The sequence below is a fragment of the Bacillus sp. ABP14 genome (assembly GCF_001831375.1).
Lineage (GTDB): Bacteria > Bacillota > Bacilli > Bacillales > Bacillaceae_G > Bacillus_A > Bacillus_A paranthracis.
Window position 1 is genome coordinate 2,833,925 of sequence record NZ_CP017016.1, and the last position, 17,370, is coordinate 2,851,294.

Here is a 17,370-nt window from a genome sequence, read left to right on the forward strand (position 1 = left end):
TTACACATTTTTCAAAAATAAAACTCTACTACCGCCATTCCCGTCATAATTTGTATGTACCGATACACCCTCTATCTCATCATCCCCAGCCTCAATTTGAAAGCCAATCTCCTTATGAAACTGTATCGATTTTTTATTAACTGGTGATGTGATTGCTTTCACAACTTTACGGTTATTTGCACGAGCGACATCAAAGAAATAAGAATACAATGTCGATGCGATTCCTCTTCTTCTATACTTCGGATTTACCCCGATAAAATGAACGTACGCTTCCTCTTTATGCGTTTGCGAAAAGAATCCGCATAAGAAACCTAACGTTTCGCCATCTTCTTCAATGATAAAACTCGTTTCTTGAAAGTGAACGAAAAACAATTTTGGCAACATGGCAGCCATGTCTCTCCCGCCCCACCAATCATTTAAAACAGAATGAATCTTTACATAATCTTCCCCTTGGATGTTTCTTACTCGCATATGTTTCTCCCTCTCACTCACTTCATTTTTTCATAAATTTTAATGACTGTTTCTACTAATAGGATGAATACCCATATTCCGCAAAATACAAGAACAGACTGGAATAAAGAACCTAGCATAACAATACTTATTAAACCTAATTCTGGGCCTGAAATGGACATTTCATCAAATCCTATATTATGTATAAATGGACCGGTTGAAAAAGCCATAAAAATAGATGCTATTAAATAAATCACACTCATTATTTTTAATATTTTTATAGAAAGATACGAAGTTTGTTCTTGCTCCACTTGTGATAATTCGATTTCTCCACTCGCAATTCCTTTTTGCAAACAGTCTTCACATAAAAATTCTTCCTTAATTTTTTTACCACCATGCAATGCACCTGTAATTTCTTTACAGCGCGAACACTTTCGATTTATCATTTTGTTATCACTCCAACCTCGTAAGATTATACTTATACAATTTTATTTTTACCTTATTATCCCTTTTATGTATTTTATAGAGAGGTGACGTGTTTTATGATATCTAAACTTACTTTTGGCTGTAAAAAGCCTACTGAGCAATATGTATTACGACCTAGTTGTTATGCAATTATTTTTAACTCAACCTCTTCAAAGATTGCTATTATCCAAAAAGAAGAACGCTACTTTTTACCCGGAGGCGGTATGGAAGGTACCGAAACAAAAGATGAATGCTTACATCGTGAATCACTAGAGGAATTAGGATGGATAATTGAAGTTGAGCAGTATATCGGTAATGCAATGCGATATTTTTATGCTGAAAAGGAAGATACATATTATTTAAACGATGGGTTCTTTTATATTGTGAACATGGTACGGAAACAAACCGATAAGTGTGAAGAGGATCATATTTTAAAGTGGCTGTCTCCTTTACATGCTGTGGAACTTCTACTTCATGATCATCAAAAATGGGCAATTGAACAAGCGCTTTTATTACGAAATGAAAAAGGATCTCCTTCTATATGAAAGAGATCCTTTTTACTGTTAACTTACTTTTTTTAAATTGAGAGCTGGCTTTTTCATTCCGCCTTTTTTTACAACAAATAAACCGATAAAGATTATAAGCCCACCAACGAGTTGCATCATATTAATTTGCTCTCCAATTGTTACTGCCGCAAAGATAACTGCGAATAATGGTACGAGATACATATAAACCATTACTTTCGTTGAGCCTATTTGACTAATACCGACATACCACATTGCAAGTCCGAAGATAGTCGCAAAAATGATTGAATATGCTAGAGACCCCCAGCTTAGCATGTCTACCGGCCACGTTAATGTATTTACGTTAAATAAACAGTAAATAACGAGAGGTACAATTCCAATTAAAGTAGACCAAGATGTGACTCTCATTGCGGAATATTTTGTAATAAGAGGTTGTGCTAATATTGGATACCATCCCCACGCAATTGCTGCGACTAATCCGATTATATTTCCGAGCCACGCATACTCGTAAGTAGCTCCTCCTGTATGTCCGGTTAATAAAACGAATGCTGCACCAATAAAGGCTACTATTGAACCTATTTGTACTTTCATCGAGAAACGTTCTTGTTTGTGTAATACTGCTAATATCCCTGTAAATATAGGTGACATCGCAATTAATAATGAGGCGTTCGTTGCTGAAGTATATTTCACAGATAGCATAAACATCGTTTGATACATTGTCGTACCAACGATACCGACTGCTACTAATCGTAGCCAATCTTTTCTTTCAATACGTAATGAGCGTTCCATCATAAAAGTAATAAGTAATAATACCGGTGATGCTACTAAAAATCGTAAACTATTAAATTGAATGGATGACATAAATGCCACGCCATACTTTCCAATTGTATAATTTGCTCCCCATACCAACGCTACTGATACTAGGAGCCATTCCATTTGCCATCGTTTCATCCGAATCTCCCCTTCCATATTTAGCATAGTAAAATTGGCTGGATATATCACCGTCCAATTGGCTGTTTTTTTACCCAGCCAATTTGCTATACTGGATGTATATAAGAGAGACGGAGGCGTTTTTTTATGGAATGGAAGCTAGATAGTGACAGTAAAATCCCTATTTATCAGCAAGTTGTTGACTTTATTGAGAAACGCATTACATACGGGGAACTTCCTCCAGGAAGCTTCCTACCTTCCGAACGGAAATTAGCTACCCAGTTAAATGTAAACCGTAGTACGGTAACGACTGCTTATAATGAATTACGTGCTATGGGAATTGTAGAAAGTACGACTGGTAAAGGAACACGCGTGAGTACACATATGTGGGGCGTTTCTCCAACATTAACGCCGAACTGGAGGAATTTCGTAGAAGGTGGTACGTTCTTACCAAACTTGCCGTTACTTCGCCATATTCGGGCAGAAGTACAACAAAATGAAAATATTATTGATTTTGCAAATGGAGAGCTCGGTTGTAATCTCTATCCTCACGATCAACTACAAACGATTTTACGAGAACAACCGTTAACGCATTCATTAAGTTATGATCATCCACAAGGCTACCTCCCGCTCAGACAAGCGGTCGTAAAATATATGAAAGAATATTTAAAAGTTGAAGCTACTGAACAGTCTATTATGATTACATCTGGCGCACAGCAAGCACTTCACCTTATCGTACAATGTTTATTAAATCCAGGTGATGCTGTCGCTTTCGAAAGTCCATCACACTGTTATTCCTTACCGTTATTCCAATCAGCAGGTATTCGTATTTTCCCATTACCTGTCGATGAACACGGTATTAATCCGGATGATGTGCAAGAGCTATATAGAAAGCATCGTATTAAAATGATTTTTTTAAATCCAAACTTCCAAAATCCTACGGGCACAATGCTGCATCCAAACCGTAGAAAAAAACTATTATCGCTTTGTGCAGACTTACGAATTGCGATTGTGGAAGATGATCCGTCTAGTTTACTTACGTTAGAAAAGAAACAACCTTGCCCTACTTTGAAATCGATTGATGAAAATGGAACTGTCATTTACGTGCATTCTTTATCAAAGATGATTGCACCAGGATTACGAGTTGGTTGGCTTGTCGCTCCGCAGTCTGTAGTAGAAAGGTTATCCGATGCAAGACACCAAATGGAATTAGGGATGAGCATTTTCCCGCAGTGGCTTATGCAGCAGTTTTTTGAAACTGTACCATTTCAGTCTCATATCGTACCGTTACAAAAACAACTAGCAGAAAAAAGAGACGTTATCGTTCGCGCCCTAAACGAGCAACTTCACGATAAAATCTCTTTTTCAAATCCGACCGGTGGTATTTACATATGGGGAAAATTAAAAGAACCGATAAACGAAAAACAACTCATTATACAAAGCTTAAAACAAGAAATAGCCTTTATGCCGGGGAGTATTTTCGGCGCGAAAGATGGTTATATACGTTTATCTTATGGAAAAGTGGATATTGATCAAATTGAGGAAGGGATTTCTCGTTTACGTAAGGCTATTTTGGTTTGTGAAAAGTAACTTTAGATACAAACCCTCGTTTGACAAAACCTAAATCTACCATTATCATCAACACGAACCTAGTTATAGGAGTGATACCAATGAAAATCTATGTTGATGCAGATGCTTGTCCTGTAAAAGATGTAATTATTTTTGAAGCTACAAATGCAGAAATCCCTGTAACCCTCGTTACAAGCTTTTCTCATTATTCTAATGCAGAGCAGCCAAAAGGCGTGGAAACAATTTATGTTGATTCTGGAGCAGATGCTGCAGATTACCGGATTATGCAGTTAGCTAAAAAAGAAGATTTAATCGTAACACAAGATTACGGTCTTGCTTCGCTCGCTTTAGCAAAAGGCTGTATCGTGCTACACCATAAAGGGTATAAGTACACAAATGAAAACATTGAACAACTATTACAAACACGATATTTAAGTGCAATGGTTCGAAAAAGTGGTAAACGTACAAAGGGACCGAAACCATTTACAGCAGAAGATAAAGAAAAATTTAGAGCGCTCTTTAAAAGTTTGATCGCACTGTAGAAATGAACCGTCTATTTGTAGAGAAAGAAAAGAAGAGAATATCCAAATGAACATTCTCTTCTTAAGGCTTACCCGTTTAAAATGAAGGTAAATTATCTAAGTTATTTTCTTTTATTCCATCAGGTTCGCTACGTATAATATCTCTGCCATACTTATGAAATACGTCCACATGAGCTAACTTCCCTGATTTTGCTTCACTAAGAGCAGTCATATAATCTAACTCTCTCCCGCTACTTGTTTTAAACGCTATTAAATCTCCATCATCATTTTTACGAACGGCAACTATTTGTTCTGCTCCTGAATTAACTTCATTGTCTACTTCAAATTGAGCTTGCTCTTCTCCTTGATGTAAGTAATCATTATAAACTTTTTCAAAGTCTTTATTGTCCATAACCTTCACCTCCAACACTTTTTTTAGTATGGTTGGGAGGTGTTGGTTTTATGTACCTTATTCTTAGAAAAATGTATTTTTAATACCTACGCAAACCCTTCAAAGTTTCCAATATATCATCTGTAAAGGCTGTACTACCTTCTGTCTCTAAAACTCTGAAATAAAAACTTCTTAAGAAATTTCTAATATTTTGTACTAAAATATCATGCTGCGGATGTCGGATGTCTTCAACCGTTGCTATACTATGTAACCAGTTGCTCCACTCTTCTTCTGTTAAAAGATTTTGATTACGTAACGACATAATTGGCGTTACTAATCTCTCATCCTCAAAGTGTATGTAAACATAGTCATTTAGGCGAACTTTCTGACGAACAGCTGCAAGAATCGCATATGAAAACTCACGATTTTGTATGGTACGTGCTAACGCATCGAGCGCATCCGCTGCGTGTGCAGTAGAGTGTGCCCAGCCTTTTCCTTCTACGTAACCTCTTACATCTTCTTCTAAATATACATATTCCAGCACTTGTTCTGCTACACTGTACAGTTGTTCTTCGGATAACAACGGTTCTCTTTCATGAACAGATAAAATAAGTGGTGGAATTAATACGGAGAACGCACGTTTAAATACAGAATCTGTTCCCTTTTCACCAATTTTATAAAATAAATAATCAGGACTAATTGCTTGTAACATTAATCCTCGTAATTCTTTTTGTCTAAACACATCAGTTGTAATCCATGTGTGAAGCGTACTATAAATTAAATCATCCCGTAATTCAGCATCTGGTGATCCGATATAATCTAGCATCCACTGCGCATATGGATAAGCATCTACGTCTTCTGGTACAGCATAATTATTATTTTTAATTTGTAGTAGTTCTTCTTTTAATTCTATTACTTCATTCATTATATTTTTTCTCCCCTTTTTGCGTTTCTTATTGCCTTATCCCCCGTTTTTCACTTTCTAAAGCTAATATAATTATACGAGAATTATAACTATTAATAAAAGGGTATACATATACTTTTGATTGTGTATTACATTCGCTCTTGAAATATAAGTTCTGGATTTACTAAATCAGTATTCTGAAATACAACATCCGCACACTCTTTCGGATTATGCTCATCTATATACATCTTACAGGCCGCATGATACCTGTTTAAAAACATTTTTTCAGCTTTTTTATAACTTCCAAAAGCCTCTGTCTCCCGCTTCGCACCACGTTTTCTCGCAATCTCAAAATTTGTATCTACAAAGATTTTGTAATCAAATAAATACGCATAGTCTTTTTTTAATAGAAACGTTCCATCTACTATGAGTACCATATTGGGTTGAGCGAATATAGGCGTACTATATACAGGAATATCCGTTATTAAGTTATGAGAAATCGTTTCATACTGTAAATTCCCGTTTGGTCCTAAAGGCTTTAATAATCTTTCCTTGAAAGCTGTATAATCGTGTACATCTTCATAATACCCTCTTGCAGATTCTTTTCCTTTTGCATAGCGAATCATTCTTGGATTATGAAAATCATCAATGCTTGCGCGTGTTACTGGTAACCCCCGTTTTTTTATTTCTTCCGCTAATTCGTTTGCAAATGTTGTTTTTCCTGATGCTGTAATACCACTTACTCCAACTCTTGTTGGATGCGTTAAGTTTAGCTTTAATATGTGATCTGCAATTTCTTTGATTCGTTGTTTTCGATTCATGATATTCCTCCCTACAATTAGTTTACATAACATTATTATGGGTGGTATTTTATGTCACTATTTGTCGGTAAGTCGATATCCCTTGTCGAATCGTCGATATATCGAAAAAATCGTTGATATATTTTAAGTTATGATAGATATATTTGAAAAATCGTTGATATATTTTGATTAGCTTACTTTCCCTTAAATCCTCGATATAAAGCAGTCCGTAATTCTTGCTTGTATTCTTCAATTTCTGGCATATCGAGTTCTTTTGCTAGTCTGATAGCTAATTCAATATCATACGGTACACGTACGAGTTGGATGGAAAAGCTTGCTGCTTCTTTTTTATTGTAAGATCCTTCGAATATTAAATAAGAAGCTTGTGTAATTTCAAGCGGATTTCCTACGCTACCAGCGTTACATAACGTTTTGCCTCTGAAATTTTGAACGAATGCCTGGTGAACATCACCGTAGCAAACGACATCCGGTTTTCTTTCCCCTTCTATATTCTCTGTGAGCTCACTATTTTCGAACATACTAATACGTTCTTCTCTTGCAGCGTGTGGTTGAATTCTTTCATATAAACTTCTTGGTGAGGCGTGAAACATACGAATGAGTTTGCCGCTCATAAAAAATTCGATTGAAAATGGTAAGCTTCTTAAATAGTCATTTTGTTCTTCCGATAATTGTTTTTGATGCCATTTTAACGCTTCAAATTCAGTCGGTTTTGTTATAAAATCATCCCAGTTTCCCATTACGACTACTTCACATTCTTTACGAATGATTTCAATTGCTTCACTAGAATGAGGCCCTTTTCCGACTAAATCTCCAAGGCAAATTATGCGTTTGATTCCTCTCAATTTAATATCTTGCAGTACAGATTCTAAAGCTGGAATATTACCATGTATATCTGAAATTACCGCAATTTTGTCCATATGTATTCCTCCTTTATTTATTACATTCACTTGATTGGTACCATTTTGGAATATAGGATAAAAATTGATTATGATCATCTAAAATTCCGTTTAATCTTTCCTTCATATCATCTACTAAATGCGGTGTGCTTCGGTTTGTCCAAACGATATCCGCTGGGAATGTCATTGCTGCATATAATGAGTACAGTTTCCAAAAATGAAGTGATGGTTCCCCTCCGCAATAACCATGGACTTGTCCAACCGCAAATGGTTTGCTTATTCTTGTAGTAAAAATCGCTACGTTATAAAAATCGTGTATCGGATCGCCAAAATCATATCCACCAAAATCGATAACGATAAATTCCTTATTATGAATCATACTATTTGCTGGATGGAAGTCATCGTGTAAAAATGTAATTGGACGATTTTTTAATAAGTCTTTATGATTGTCTACAAAGGTTAATACTGGCTTCAAATCTAGAAAATTCACTTCGTAATTTGCTAATGCCTCTATGTATCTTTCGTATTTATTCCATCTAGATGTTTTCCATTTATTACTTGCACTTTCTTTTTCTATCGAGTGAATCCTCTTTAATACTTCTCCTGCTTTTCTTCCTGCATGATACTGTTCTTCCGCCGATAGCTTCCTTAAACCTTCTTGACCATTTACACCTTGGACCCATTCAAATACTTGAACACATTTATTTAATTCCTCAAGTTTTATGAAATGAATTAACTTCGGCGTTGGAATATGTAATAACTCTAATTGTTTCATATACGTATATTCTTCTTGTTTACGTTCAAAATAAACAGCATCACATACTTTTACAAAATATGTTACTCGATTTTATATTTCCCTTCATGTGAAAAACCTTTTGAAATAGCTGTACACTTTACAATTCGAGGCAATTCTAGTTTTCTCTCTATCTCTCTAAGTATTTCTTCCAAAGCGTTCACCTCTATTAATATATGTACAAACTACCTAACACTTCATACTCTCGTTTATTTTCTCCTTTACATTCCACTGCAAATGGATATTCACCATAATTCTTTATGTATTCTTGTACTAGACCTTCTCCAATCGGTTCACAAAACTGTACTTGAATGTCACCAAACGATACACTTTGACACTCCGCATTCCATTCTTCATTTTTCATGACTGGAGTTGCAGTTAGCTCCATGACTGCTTTCCATTTCCGTACTGTTTCTCGAACATTTTTTACTGCGTAATGGATTGTTTCAATTTGTTGTACGTTGTTTTTATGTTCAGTGATCGTGCCAATGTTACGTAAATCATTTCTTCTTTCTTCGTCCGTTTCATTCCATTGTATAAAGAAAGGTAATTTCGGTCCGTTCTTATCTTGCTTTACAAATAACATTTTCCATTCTAAAAGGCGGCCATCTTTTCTCATACGTTTCCCTTCAAATGGTCCTATTGTTTGTAAACCGTATTTACTAAACTTATCTGCTAATTCTTCAATGGCATCTGTTCGAATTGCGATTTGTAGCATCCCTTCGCCATCTTGTAATTTCACTACCGTTTCTTGTACTAACGGATTTTCTGCTTCTTTCGCTTTTTCTTCATGTTGAACTGCTAAAAATTCTATGTATGATAAATCAAAATAACTTAAACTATTCCAAGTACCCCAAGTAGTATGCTCTCCGCCTAGTGCCGTATGAAATCCAAGTTCCTGCATTTGTTTTGCCGCTTCCTCCGGTGTGCCATGAACTGCGTGAACGAGATGATCAAATCGTAACATGTCTTTCTCCCCTTTCTCTCCATCCTTTTATTGTATATTTTATTTTTCTTTCATTCAATTCAAAAAACTTTAAAACCCAGTTGATTTATACGATTAATATGTATTATAATGAAACAAATTTCAATATTGCTGATTGGAAAAACCAAAGGCACTTTTCTCACACGGGAAAAGTGCCTTTTTCATTTACTATTACAGGGGGATTTTTTATGCAGAAATTAATTGTCTTTGCTATTATTGGATTTTTCGCTCAATTAATCGATGGAGCGCTTGGAATGGCGTATGGGGTAACGTCTACCTCGCTTTTACTAATGTTTGGTATCGCACCGGCTGTAGCTTCCGCATCTGTTCATTTAGCTGAAGTTGTTACAACTGCCGCTTCTGGTGCATCTCACATCAAATTTGGAAACGTTGATAAATATACCGTTTCCAGGCTTACATTACCAGGAGCAATTGGTGCATTTGTTGGGGCATGTTTTTTAAGTAATTTACCTGGCGATGTCATTAAACCGTACATTTCCTTATTTTTATTTACTTTAGGGGTTTATATTTTATTACGATTCATTATTCAAAAACAAGTTGTTACTTCAAATAAACGTATGTCGGCTAAACAACTTGTTCCGCTTGGCTTATTCGCTGGATTCGTTGATTCAACTGGTGGTGGGGGCTGGGGTCCGATTACGACACCTGTACTTTTAGCAAGAGGAAATGAAGCTAGAAAAGTTATCGGATCTGTAGATACGAGTGAGTTTCCTGTTTCACTTGCCGCAACAATTGGTTTCTTCATCTCACTCGGCTGGGAACAAGTAAGTTGGGTTTGGGTATTTTCTCTCATGCTCGGTGGTATCGTTGCGGCACCAATCGCTGCATGGTTAGTACGCATCGTTCCTTCTCATTTACTTGGCGTATTAGTTGGTGGCCTTATAATCTTTACAAACATTCGTACACTGCTTACTACATTTAAAGTGGATCCAACGATTATTTCACTTTCTTACGTGGCAATTGGTCTTGTCGTTATTATTTCTATTTTCATTGCTGTTCGTAATCATTCCAAGCATTCTAACACACCGACAGCCGGATATCCGAATGATCAAAAACAGATGCTACCTTAATTACTAAAAACCGCTCAACTTACTTCGAGCGGTTTTTTTCTATTTTCCAATTCATCATTGTTTCTGTCGAATCTACTCTTTTCATATGTAACTTCTCTAACACACGAATCGAACCATAATTATCAAGGAGCGTCTCTGCAATAATCGTTTCTACCTCTCCTGTCTGAAAAGCCCAATCTATTAGTTCTTGTACAGCTTCTGTCGCATACCCTTTATTCCAGTATTTCTCAATAAATCCGTAACCAACTTCTACTGTATGTTCCTCATTTGGTTTCCCTTTAAAACCTATATCACCTAGAACGATTTCATCTTCTTTTCGAATGACATACCACGCACCCCAAGGTAGTACATCCTTATTTTGTTTTACATTTTCTACATGCCCTACAATATGTGGGCCACTATTATATCCTTGCTCGTTAGCAACGTGAATACTCTCTTCTGTACACGGCACTATATAGAGCCTTTCTGTTTCTAATTTCATTTTGATTTCCCCTTTTTTACTTATACGTTACTCTAATTATATCAAAAAATATGACCTGATTATGAATGTCGAATTATATTTTCTGAATTTTCTTTTAATTTTTGAAGGGTTTTTCAATATTTTTTGCGAAACATTTGTATAACAATTTTTTCTTTGCTTATTGTTACATAATAGTAGGTTCGGGTGGAGTTTTGCAAGCGTTTCCTATACAATAACCGATATTTTTTGATTTTTTCCTACAAAATATCTTGCAATATATTCAGAAACTCATTACAATTGCCATATATTAAAAATCTTAGCAATATATCAAATCCTCATCAATCCGATGAGGTAGAGGTTGCGACTTTTAAGAGTAAAACGGACGAGACACAGAGAAAGTCACCGACTCCGTTTGAAAGGAAAAGTTGCCGAAGTTTATATTTCTTCTCTGGAAATATGAGCTGGGGCTGTCTCCGAAAGGAACAGAACTGTCACGTTTACAAAATTACCGTGTAAACGTGGGGTGCTATCTTAACGGAAGGGTATGATGGGGTGGTTATTTGTGAAACGTTCCGCCAAATTCCTTTGGCGGTTTTTTGTATTTTTCTCCCCCGCTCCTTCCTATCTTACAAGAAAAGGAGTGTTGAACATGAATAGCGCAACGAATCAAGCTACCTCTAAAACAGAAACTACAAAAGGAAAAGGTGAATTAAGACGCGGTCTAAAATCAAGGCACCTTACAATGATTTCTCTCGGCGGTACAATTGGTACCGGACTATTTCTTGCCAGCGGTGGTGTCATCCATTCAGCTGGACCTGGCGGTGCATTAATTGCATACGCCGCAATTGGAATTATGGTTTACTTTTTAATGACAAGCTTAGCTGAACTCGCAGCTTACATGCCTGTTACTGGATCTTTTAGCACGTACGCAACAAAATTTGTTGATCCATCACTTGGCTTTGCACTTGGATGGAACTATTGGTATAACTGGGCCATTACGATTGCTGCTGAACTAGCTGCAGTAACATTAATTATGAAATTTTGGTTTCCTGATACTCCTTCCCTCATTTGGAGCGGATTATGTTTAGCTATTATTTTCCTTTTAAACTACTTATCTGTTAAAGGATTTGGTGAATCTGAATATTGGTTTGCACTTATTAAAGTAGCTACGATTATTATCTTTTTAATTGTCGGGTTCATGATGATTTTCGGAATTATGGGCGGCGAAACTGTTGGATTTAAAAACTTCACTGTTGCAGATGCACCATTTAATGGCGGCATCATGGCAATTATCGGTGTATTTATGGCAGCTGGTTTCTCATTCCAAGGTACTGAATTATTAGGTGTAGCTGCTGGTGAAACATCTGATCCAGAGCGTAATATTCCGAAAGCAATTCGCTCGATCTTTTGGCGTATCCTTTTATTCTATATCCTTGCCATTCTCGTTATCGGTTTATTAATTCCTTATACAACTGAAAGTCTTGCCGCAAGTGATGTAACAGTAAGTCCATTTACACTTATTTTTGAAAAAGCGGGCGTTGCCTTCGCTGCTTCTGTTATGAACGCTGTTATTTTAACGGCAGTACTATCTGCTGGTAACTCTGGTATGTATGCATCAACTCGTATGCTTTGGGATTTAGCTCGCCAAGGGAAAGCACCGAAGTTTCTTGGTAAATTAGATAGCCGCGGCGTACCTGTTAACGCATTAATCGTAACATCGATTGTCGGTAGTATCGCTTTCATTGCTTCTTTATTCGGTGACGGTGTTGTATACATTTGGTTATTAAATGCATCAGGAATGTCTGGCTTTATCGCATGGGTTGGAATCGCAATTAGTCATTACCGTTTCCGTAAAGCATATATCGCACAAGGAAAAGATTTAAATGACTTACCTTATAGAGCAAAATGGTTCCCATTCGGACCAATCTTCGCATTTGCACTTTGCGTCATCGTAATTTTAGGTCAAAACTACGGCGCATTTATGGGTGAATCAATCGATTGGAACGGCGTACTCGTTTCTTACATCGGTTTACCACTCTTCTTAGTACTTTGGTTAGGATACAAATTTACGAAAAAAACAAAAGTGATTCCGCTTGATAAATGTGAACTAAAATAAAGTGAAACGAGCAAACAAATTTGTTTGCTCGTTTTTTATTACAAACCTCTTTACTTCCCTATTTCTTCTGTTTTTGCAATAATAAAGGAAATATAAATAAAGGTTGGGATACAATGAACATTCGCATTACTGATGAAGCAATAGCAGCTATACATAGATTAGAACGTGAAGATAAAAAAATCATTCGCATTAGAGGGACAATGACAAACTCTTGTAGTATTTTCGTTGATGTCGATTTAATTTTGGATACATATGTTGCAGATGATGTTGTATATGAAGATGCAGACCTTATCGTACAAATGGATTCATTTACGAAAGACTACACTGGTGATACGGTGAAGCTTGATTATAAAACGACAGGTTTTAGTATTACGACTCCGAGTGAGACTTTAGTTTATGGATTGTCGATTAAAAAATAAAACTTGTTTTCAACTGACCACTGAGGTGAAAAAATGGGTAAATATGTTCCGCTAAAATTTTTGTTTAACGAAGAATTAGCAGAAAAAATGGCTGATTCTATTTGTAAACACGATCCTACTTTCTCTAAAAGAAACTTTGTGTCTTCCGTAACATGTAAAATTGAAAATTTAGAGTTAAAGCAGCGTATTGAAGTAATGGCAGATGAATTACATAATGCTTTACAAAAAGATTTTAATGAAGCAATACATATATTACTAAAAACGTTAGGCCCAGAAAATACAACAGAAGTAGGCACGTTTACAAACGGATATATGTACATGCCTATTGCAAAATACGTTGAAAAATATGGGCTTAACGATTTTGAAACCTCGTTCAACGCCATGTATGAAATAACGAAAAGGAATACTGCTGAATATGCCATTCGGCCTTTTCTTCAAACATACCATGAAGACACACTAAACATATTACAAAAGTGGATTCATGATGAAAACAGTCACATTAGAAGATTAGTTTCTGAAGGTACGAGACCTAGACTTCCTTGGGCTAAAAAAATAGGAGCTCTGAAAGGTGACTTTCAGTACAATTTACAGCTTCTTGAGCCTTTAATGAATGACCCTTCTAAATATGTTCAAAAATCAGTAGCTAATCATATTAATGATATTACGAAAGAAGATAAAGAACTTGTTTTTCAATGGTTACAGCAATTACGTGATAAACAGCATCCGGTTAATTCTTGGATTATAAAACATGGGTTACGAACGGTGATAAAGAACGATACTTTACCAAAAGATTTTTCTTTTTGAGTATTTCAAACAAAAACGCGTATGCTTCAAAAATGAAGCATACGCGTTTCTTTCTTTTAAATAAAGCAATAACAAACGAATTCCCTCAATTTTCCCCTTCTTCAATGAAAGGTCTATAGCATTATTTCAATGAAGGTAAACCACCTACAATTACTCATAAAATCTATCCCTCTTCCACTTCTACTTGCTTCATATAATATTCCATCGCTTCATTAAGCCATTTTTGTTCATTTTCTGCGAAAGGCGAAGGTATCATATTTTCAAGTTCTTGCATATCCAGTTCTTCCACACTAGTATTAGCTAACTTTTGTATCAAATCCTCATTAAGAAATGAAAAAGACTCTTCTATATATTCCTTTACCATCTCTTGTACTTTCAAATCCTCGACTGGTTTACCATATAATTGCTTAACCTTTTTAGATAATTGAATAAACGTTTTATCTAAAGCAATTTTATCTTCTTCTCGTTTTCTTGATAATTCTTCCACGATATCCGTTAACTTATGGCGTTCCATCCATTCTTTATGTGTATGTTCTGTATTCATACCGTAAATAAGACTAAATAATACTGTACTATCTATTTCACACTCCTCTTTGACTAACTTCATTACTCTTTTAATTGCTTGCATTGATTTCTCAATTTGTTCTTTTTCTCTTTCTAACAATTGCAAATGGAGAGACAAACTTTCATTCAAATCAACACCAAAACTTGATTCGTGTAACAAATTAGCGACTTTATCTAGACTATAGCCTAGAAATTTTAAACTTAGAATTTTTTGTAAGGTTATAATATCTTGATACTTGTAAATGCGGTGCCCTGAGGAAGGATTCTTTTCAGGTTGTAATAACCCGATTTCATCATAATAGTGCAAAGTAGGAATTGGTATTCCCGTTTTTTCTGAGAATTCTCCGATAGAAAACTTTTGATCCTTTTTCATCTAAATCCCCCTATTAAAATTATAAATTCATTATAAAACCTAAAGTAACTAGAGGTTCAAGAGATAATTAAAGAAAATTCAAAAATATAAAAGTGCATATAATCAATATGTATTGCGCAATCCCATTTTATGGCCCGATTATTGACTAGCATAACCTTCCCTCACAAATTCAAAGGACTTTCACTTACTTATCCCGAATATATAAATAACCATTCTAACAAGGAGCGAATTTATATGAATCTATTCGAACACGAAACGTAAAACCGCTTCTCTTTCATAAGAGGTCCTCCCTTTTTCTTTTCTCATCATATCACAGGAGGATAAAATTATGATACATGATCCATTATTTTTAACTTTATTAAAAAGTGCTAATACAAATTTTAGCGGTTGGGATTTCTCTTTCATTTCAGAAACGGGTCGAATGAAGAGCGAGCCTTTATCTTGGTCGTACGGCAGCACTGTTTTCCAGCTTATGCATCATACTAAATCAATGCTCGATATGGGTACTGGCGGCGGAGAGTTTTTATCTATGTTACAACCGTTCCCGCCAACTATATTCGCTACTGAGGGCTACGCTCCAAACGTGCCAATTGCCCGAAAGAAATTAGAGCCTTTAGGGGTTACTGTTGTAGAGGTGAGCGATGATACTGCGTTACCATTTCAAGATGGTCAGTTTGATTTCATTATAAATCAACATGAATCCTATGCTGCCTCTGAGGTAAAACGAATTCTTTCTCCAAATGGAGTTTTTCTTACACAGCAAGTTGGCGGTCTTGATTGCGCGGTACTGAATGAGCAGTTTGGCTCACCACTAAATAGCGAATTTGCAAGTTGGTCGCTTGAAGCGGCATGTAGTGAGTTAGAGGAAAATGGATTTACTATCTTAGATGCAAAAGAAGAATTCCCTTTCCAACGCTTTTATGATATTGGCGCTATTGTCTATTATTTAAAAGCGATTCCGTGGCAAATTCCTGATTTTACTGTCGAAAGATATTATGAGGAACTATATCGTATACATGAAATCATCTTGCAAAAAGGATATTTTGATGTGAAGCAACATCGATTTATCATTAAAGCGATTCGTGACTAACGGAAAAGAGGTGGCAAAGCCACCTCCTTTTTTGTTCCGTTTACATATATTCTCTACTCTTTCACCATAAGAAAAGTTATATCATCCCATTTCCTCTCTAATTGTAAAGTAGTCTTGTCAACGCTAGCCCCTGTTAACAAATCATATCCTTCAATCTCAGCTACCAATTGTTTCGTTTTACTCTTTGGATTCATATCTTTGTATAAGATGTATAACTTATTACCATGTACTTGTATATCAGAAATCCCTTTGTCCTCTCTAGTAATTTTTGTATTTTTGTCACTTTGTAATGAATATGTACGTATGATGTTCAAGTTCTCATCTAGCTCTTTCACTTTTTCATCATTATTTAAAATATACACCTTATCTTCAATCACCTGCACTAGAACAGGTATGAATTGCTTTTCGTCTAATATTGTTTCTTTTTCTACTACTCTAGTCTTTGTATTTACCATAATTAATTTAGGTGGTAACTTTTGATTTACATTATCACTTAGTACGAACAATAATTTATCTTTATACTTTTGAAAAATTATTTTTTGGGCAGTTGGTGCAAAATACACATTTTCATTAGGAATTTCAAATTCGTTTGTTTTTTTATTTGTGACCAAATCTATTTCTGAAATATATACTTTGTCTAGCGTTTGTGAAAATGCGTATATATGATTCTCAATAATATGTGCACCTTGAATCGTTCCCTTTAGTTCTACACTCTCTTGCCTTTTGTCACTATCTTTCCAATATACAAGTTCACTTGTATATCCCTTCTTTTCGTCTACCAATCCAATATTCACATCATAATATACATATCCTTGTTCTGCATGGATGAAATATGCCCCTGCGTTTACATCTTGTAATTCTTTAGGTCTATTGATCCCTTGTACCTTGCCTGTCTTATTTATTGCATAATGATTGTTATTTCTATTTGATGAAAAGTAGTATCCCTTTTCATCTTTTGCATTGCTCATCATACTTTGACCATCTACTTCCATCTTACTAATCGTATTTCCTTTCTTATCATATGCATATATGTAACCACCATCTTTCATTGCATTTGAATAGGATACTAGATAGTCCGCTTGTTGAATGTTTTTAAGTTCTTTACCACTATTAACATTTTTAGAACAACCTACAAAAAGAAACATTGTACATATTATAACTTTGACTAAGGAAATATATTTCTTTAGCATGTAATCACCTCACA

Annotated in this window: 19 protein-coding genes, 1 pseudogene and 1 riboswitch; of the genes and pseudogenes, 8 read left to right on the plus strand and 12 right to left on the minus strand. The window is 35.5% G+C overall.

Annotated elements, in window-relative coordinates; all coding sequences use genetic code 11:
* Both BGI23_RS14735 and BGI23_RS14740 read right to left on the minus strand, forming a co-directional pair.
* Window positions 1-471 carry a GNAT family N-acetyltransferase gene (locus BGI23_RS14735; protein ID WP_070806382.1) on the minus strand — a complete coding sequence of 157 codons (471 nt, stop codon included), beginning with the start codon at window positions 469-471 and terminating at the stop codon, window positions 1-3.
* A gap of 17 nt (window positions 472-488) precedes the next feature.
* Complete coding sequence (locus tag BGI23_RS14740; RefSeq protein WP_070806383.1) at window positions 489-896, minus strand: DUF3980 domain-containing protein; 408 nt, start codon at window positions 894-896, stop codon at window positions 489-491.
* 96 nt (window positions 897-992) lie between these two features.
* Between BGI23_RS14740 and BGI23_RS14745 the strand changes: the two genes are divergently transcribed.
* Window positions 993-1,460, plus strand: coding sequence for an NUDIX hydrolase (locus BGI23_RS14745; RefSeq protein WP_070806384.1), 468 nt, complete (start codon window positions 993-995; stop codon window positions 1,458-1,460).
* An 18-nt stretch (window positions 1,461-1,478) separates the two neighbouring features.
* Here the strand turns inward: BGI23_RS14745 and BGI23_RS14750 are convergent, their stop codons facing one another.
* Window positions 1,479-2,390, minus strand: a complete 912-nt coding sequence (locus BGI23_RS14750; RefSeq protein WP_070806385.1) for a DMT family transporter — start codon at window positions 2,388-2,390, stop codon at window positions 1,479-1,481.
* A 126-nt stretch (window positions 2,391-2,516) separates the two neighbouring features.
* Here BGI23_RS14750 and pdxR point away from each other — a divergent pair, with 126 nt between their 5' ends.
* Together pdxR and BGI23_RS14760 are read left to right on the plus strand one after the other, a co-directional pair.
* Window positions 2,517-3,959 carry a MocR-like pyridoxine biosynthesis transcription factor PdxR gene (gene pdxR, locus BGI23_RS14755; protein ID WP_070806386.1) on the plus strand — a complete coding sequence of 481 codons (1,443 nt, stop codon included), beginning with the start codon at window positions 2,517-2,519 and terminating at the stop codon, window positions 3,957-3,959.
* Between the two features lie 80 nt (window positions 3,960-4,039).
* Window positions 4,040-4,480 (plus strand): YaiI/YqxD family protein, encoded by a 441-nt coding sequence (locus tag BGI23_RS14760; protein ID WP_070806387.1) that lies wholly within the window; start codon window positions 4,040-4,042, stop codon window positions 4,478-4,480.
* A 76-nt stretch (window positions 4,481-4,556) separates the two neighbouring features.
* On the opposite strand, the gene BGI23_RS14765 is transcribed toward BGI23_RS14760, so the two are convergent.
* From BGI23_RS14765 to BGI23_RS14790, 6 genes and pseudogenes are all read right to left on the minus strand, one after another.
* Window positions 4,557-4,871, minus strand: a complete 315-nt coding sequence (locus BGI23_RS14765) for a DUF3892 domain-containing protein (RefSeq protein WP_000368864.1) — start codon at window positions 4,869-4,871, stop codon at window positions 4,557-4,559.
* 79 nt (window positions 4,872-4,950) lie between these two features.
* A complete protein-coding gene (locus tag BGI23_RS14770; protein WP_070806388.1) occupies window positions 4,951-5,775 on the minus strand; it encodes a DUF2785 domain-containing protein in 825 nt (274 codons plus the stop codon).
* 128 nt (window positions 5,776-5,903) lie between these two features.
* The gene (locus tag BGI23_RS14775) at window positions 5,904-6,575 is read right to left on the minus strand and encodes a nucleoside/nucleotide kinase family protein (RefSeq protein WP_070806389.1); all 672 of its coding nucleotides are present in this window, start codon (window positions 6,573-6,575) and stop codon (window positions 5,904-5,906) included.
* Window positions 6,576-6,748: 173 nt separating this feature from the next.
* Complete coding sequence (locus BGI23_RS14780) at window positions 6,749-7,492, minus strand: metallophosphoesterase family protein (RefSeq protein WP_000357648.1); 744 nt, start codon at window positions 7,490-7,492, stop codon at window positions 6,749-6,751.
* 13 nt (window positions 7,493-7,505) lie between these two features.
* Window positions 7,506-8,419: pseudogene (locus tag BGI23_RS14785) on the minus strand (aminoglycoside phosphotransferase family protein).
* Between the two features lie 14 nt (window positions 8,420-8,433).
* On the minus strand, window positions 8,434-9,231 hold the full coding sequence (locus tag BGI23_RS14790) for a VOC family protein (protein ID WP_070806390.1): 798 nt from the start codon (window positions 9,229-9,231) through the stop codon (window positions 8,434-8,436).
* Between the two features lie 206 nt (window positions 9,232-9,437).
* Between BGI23_RS14790 and BGI23_RS14795 the strand changes: the two genes are divergently transcribed.
* The gene (locus BGI23_RS14795; protein WP_070806391.1) at window positions 9,438-10,340 is read left to right on the plus strand and encodes a sulfite exporter TauE/SafE family protein; all 903 of its coding nucleotides are present in this window, start codon (window positions 9,438-9,440) and stop codon (window positions 10,338-10,340) included.
* A gap of 19 nt (window positions 10,341-10,359) precedes the next feature.
* Here the strand turns inward: BGI23_RS14795 and BGI23_RS14800 are convergent, their stop codons facing one another.
* Window positions 10,360-10,821, minus strand: a complete 462-nt coding sequence (locus BGI23_RS14800) for a GNAT family N-acetyltransferase (RefSeq protein ID WP_070806392.1) — start codon at window positions 10,819-10,821, stop codon at window positions 10,360-10,362.
* A gap of 323 nt (window positions 10,822-11,144) precedes the next feature.
* Window positions 11,145-11,337: riboswitch (Lysine riboswitch) on the plus strand.
* Between the two features lie 112 nt (window positions 11,338-11,449).
* Here BGI23_RS14800 and BGI23_RS14805 point away from each other — a divergent pair.
* The 3 genes from BGI23_RS14805 to BGI23_RS14815 all read left to right on the plus strand — a co-directional run bounded on the left by BGI23_RS14805 (window position 11,450) and on the right by BGI23_RS14815 (window position 14,139).
* The gene (locus tag BGI23_RS14805; RefSeq protein WP_070806393.1) at window positions 11,450-12,916 is read left to right on the plus strand and encodes an amino acid permease; all 1,467 of its coding nucleotides are present in this window, start codon (window positions 11,450-11,452) and stop codon (window positions 12,914-12,916) included.
* 113 nt (window positions 12,917-13,029) lie between these two features.
* Complete coding sequence (locus BGI23_RS14810; RefSeq protein ID WP_070806394.1) at window positions 13,030-13,335, plus strand: iron-sulfur cluster biosynthesis family protein; 306 nt, start codon at window positions 13,030-13,032, stop codon at window positions 13,333-13,335.
* Between the two features lie 33 nt (window positions 13,336-13,368).
* Window positions 13,369-14,139 (plus strand): DNA alkylation repair protein, encoded by a 771-nt coding sequence (locus BGI23_RS14815; RefSeq protein ID WP_070806395.1) that lies wholly within the window; start codon window positions 13,369-13,371, stop codon window positions 14,137-14,139.
* Between the two features lie 163 nt (window positions 14,140-14,302).
* On the opposite strand, the gene BGI23_RS14820 is transcribed toward BGI23_RS14815, so the two are convergent.
* Window positions 14,303-15,076, minus strand: a complete 774-nt coding sequence (locus BGI23_RS14820) for a MerR family transcriptional regulator (protein ID WP_070806396.1) — start codon at window positions 15,074-15,076, stop codon at window positions 14,303-14,305.
* A 328-nt stretch (window positions 15,077-15,404) separates the two neighbouring features.
* Between BGI23_RS14820 and BGI23_RS14825 the strand changes: the two genes are divergently transcribed.
* Window positions 15,405-16,166 carry a class I SAM-dependent methyltransferase gene (locus BGI23_RS14825; RefSeq protein ID WP_070806397.1) on the plus strand — a complete coding sequence of 254 codons (762 nt, stop codon included), beginning with the start codon at window positions 15,405-15,407 and terminating at the stop codon, window positions 16,164-16,166.
* Window positions 16,167-16,219: 53 nt separating this feature from the next.
* Here BGI23_RS14825 and BGI23_RS28160 read toward each other — a convergent pair whose 3' ends face one another.
* Complete coding sequence (locus tag BGI23_RS28160) at window positions 16,220-17,356, minus strand: hypothetical protein (RefSeq protein ID WP_070806398.1); 1,137 nt, start codon at window positions 17,354-17,356, stop codon at window positions 16,220-16,222.
* Between the last annotated feature and the right edge of the window lie 14 nt (window positions 17,357-17,370).

Coding starts and splice junctions, on each gene's coding strand:
- BGI23_RS14735 (WP_070806382.1), bottom strand. CDS start 471: ATGCGAGTAAGAAACATCCAAGGGGAAGATTATGTAAAGATTCATTCT.
- BGI23_RS14740 (WP_070806383.1), bottom strand. CDS start 896: ATGATAAATCGAAAGTGTTCGCGCTGTAAAGAAATTACAGGTGCATTG.
- BGI23_RS14745 (WP_070806384.1), top strand. CDS start 993: ATGATATCTAAACTTACTTTTGGCTGTAAAAAGCCTACTGAGCAATAT.
- BGI23_RS14750 (WP_070806385.1), bottom strand. CDS start 2,390: ATGAAACGATGGCAAATGGAATGGCTCCTAGTATCAGTAGCGTTGGTA.
- pdxR (WP_070806386.1), top strand. CDS start 2,517: ATGGAATGGAAGCTAGATAGTGACAGTAAAATCCCTATTTATCAGCAA.
- BGI23_RS14760 (WP_070806387.1), top strand. CDS start 4,040: ATGAAAATCTATGTTGATGCAGATGCTTGTCCTGTAAAAGATGTAATT.
- BGI23_RS14765 (WP_000368864.1), bottom strand. CDS start 4,871: ATGGACAATAAAGACTTTGAAAAAGTTTATAATGATTACTTACATCAA.
- BGI23_RS14770 (WP_070806388.1), bottom strand. CDS start 5,775: ATGAATGAAGTAATAGAATTAAAAGAAGAACTACTACAAATTAAAAAT.
- BGI23_RS14775 (WP_070806389.1), bottom strand. CDS start 6,575: ATGAATCGAAAACAACGAATCAAAGAAATTGCAGATCACATATTAAAG.
- BGI23_RS14780 (WP_000357648.1), bottom strand. CDS start 7,492: ATGGACAAAATTGCGGTAATTTCAGATATACATGGTAATATTCCAGCT.
- BGI23_RS14790 (WP_070806390.1), bottom strand. CDS start 9,231: ATGTTACGATTTGATCATCTCGTTCACGCAGTTCATGGCACACCGGAG.
- BGI23_RS14795 (WP_070806391.1), top strand. CDS start 9,438: ATGCAGAAATTAATTGTCTTTGCTATTATTGGATTTTTCGCTCAATTA.
- BGI23_RS14800 (WP_070806392.1), bottom strand. CDS start 10,821: ATGAAATTAGAAACAGAAAGGCTCTATATAGTGCCGTGTACAGAAGAG.
- BGI23_RS14805 (WP_070806393.1), top strand. CDS start 11,450: ATGAATAGCGCAACGAATCAAGCTACCTCTAAAACAGAAACTACAAAA.
- BGI23_RS14810 (WP_070806394.1), top strand. CDS start 13,030: ATGAACATTCGCATTACTGATGAAGCAATAGCAGCTATACATAGATTA.
- BGI23_RS14815 (WP_070806395.1), top strand. CDS start 13,369: ATGGGTAAATATGTTCCGCTAAAATTTTTGTTTAACGAAGAATTAGCA.
- BGI23_RS14820 (WP_070806396.1), bottom strand. CDS start 15,076: ATGAAAAAGGATCAAAAGTTTTCTATCGGAGAATTCTCAGAAAAAACG.
- BGI23_RS14825 (WP_070806397.1), top strand. CDS start 15,405: ATGATACATGATCCATTATTTTTAACTTTATTAAAAAGTGCTAATACA.
- BGI23_RS28160 (WP_070806398.1), bottom strand. CDS start 17,356: ATGCTAAAGAAATATATTTCCTTAGTCAAAGTTATAATATGTACAATG.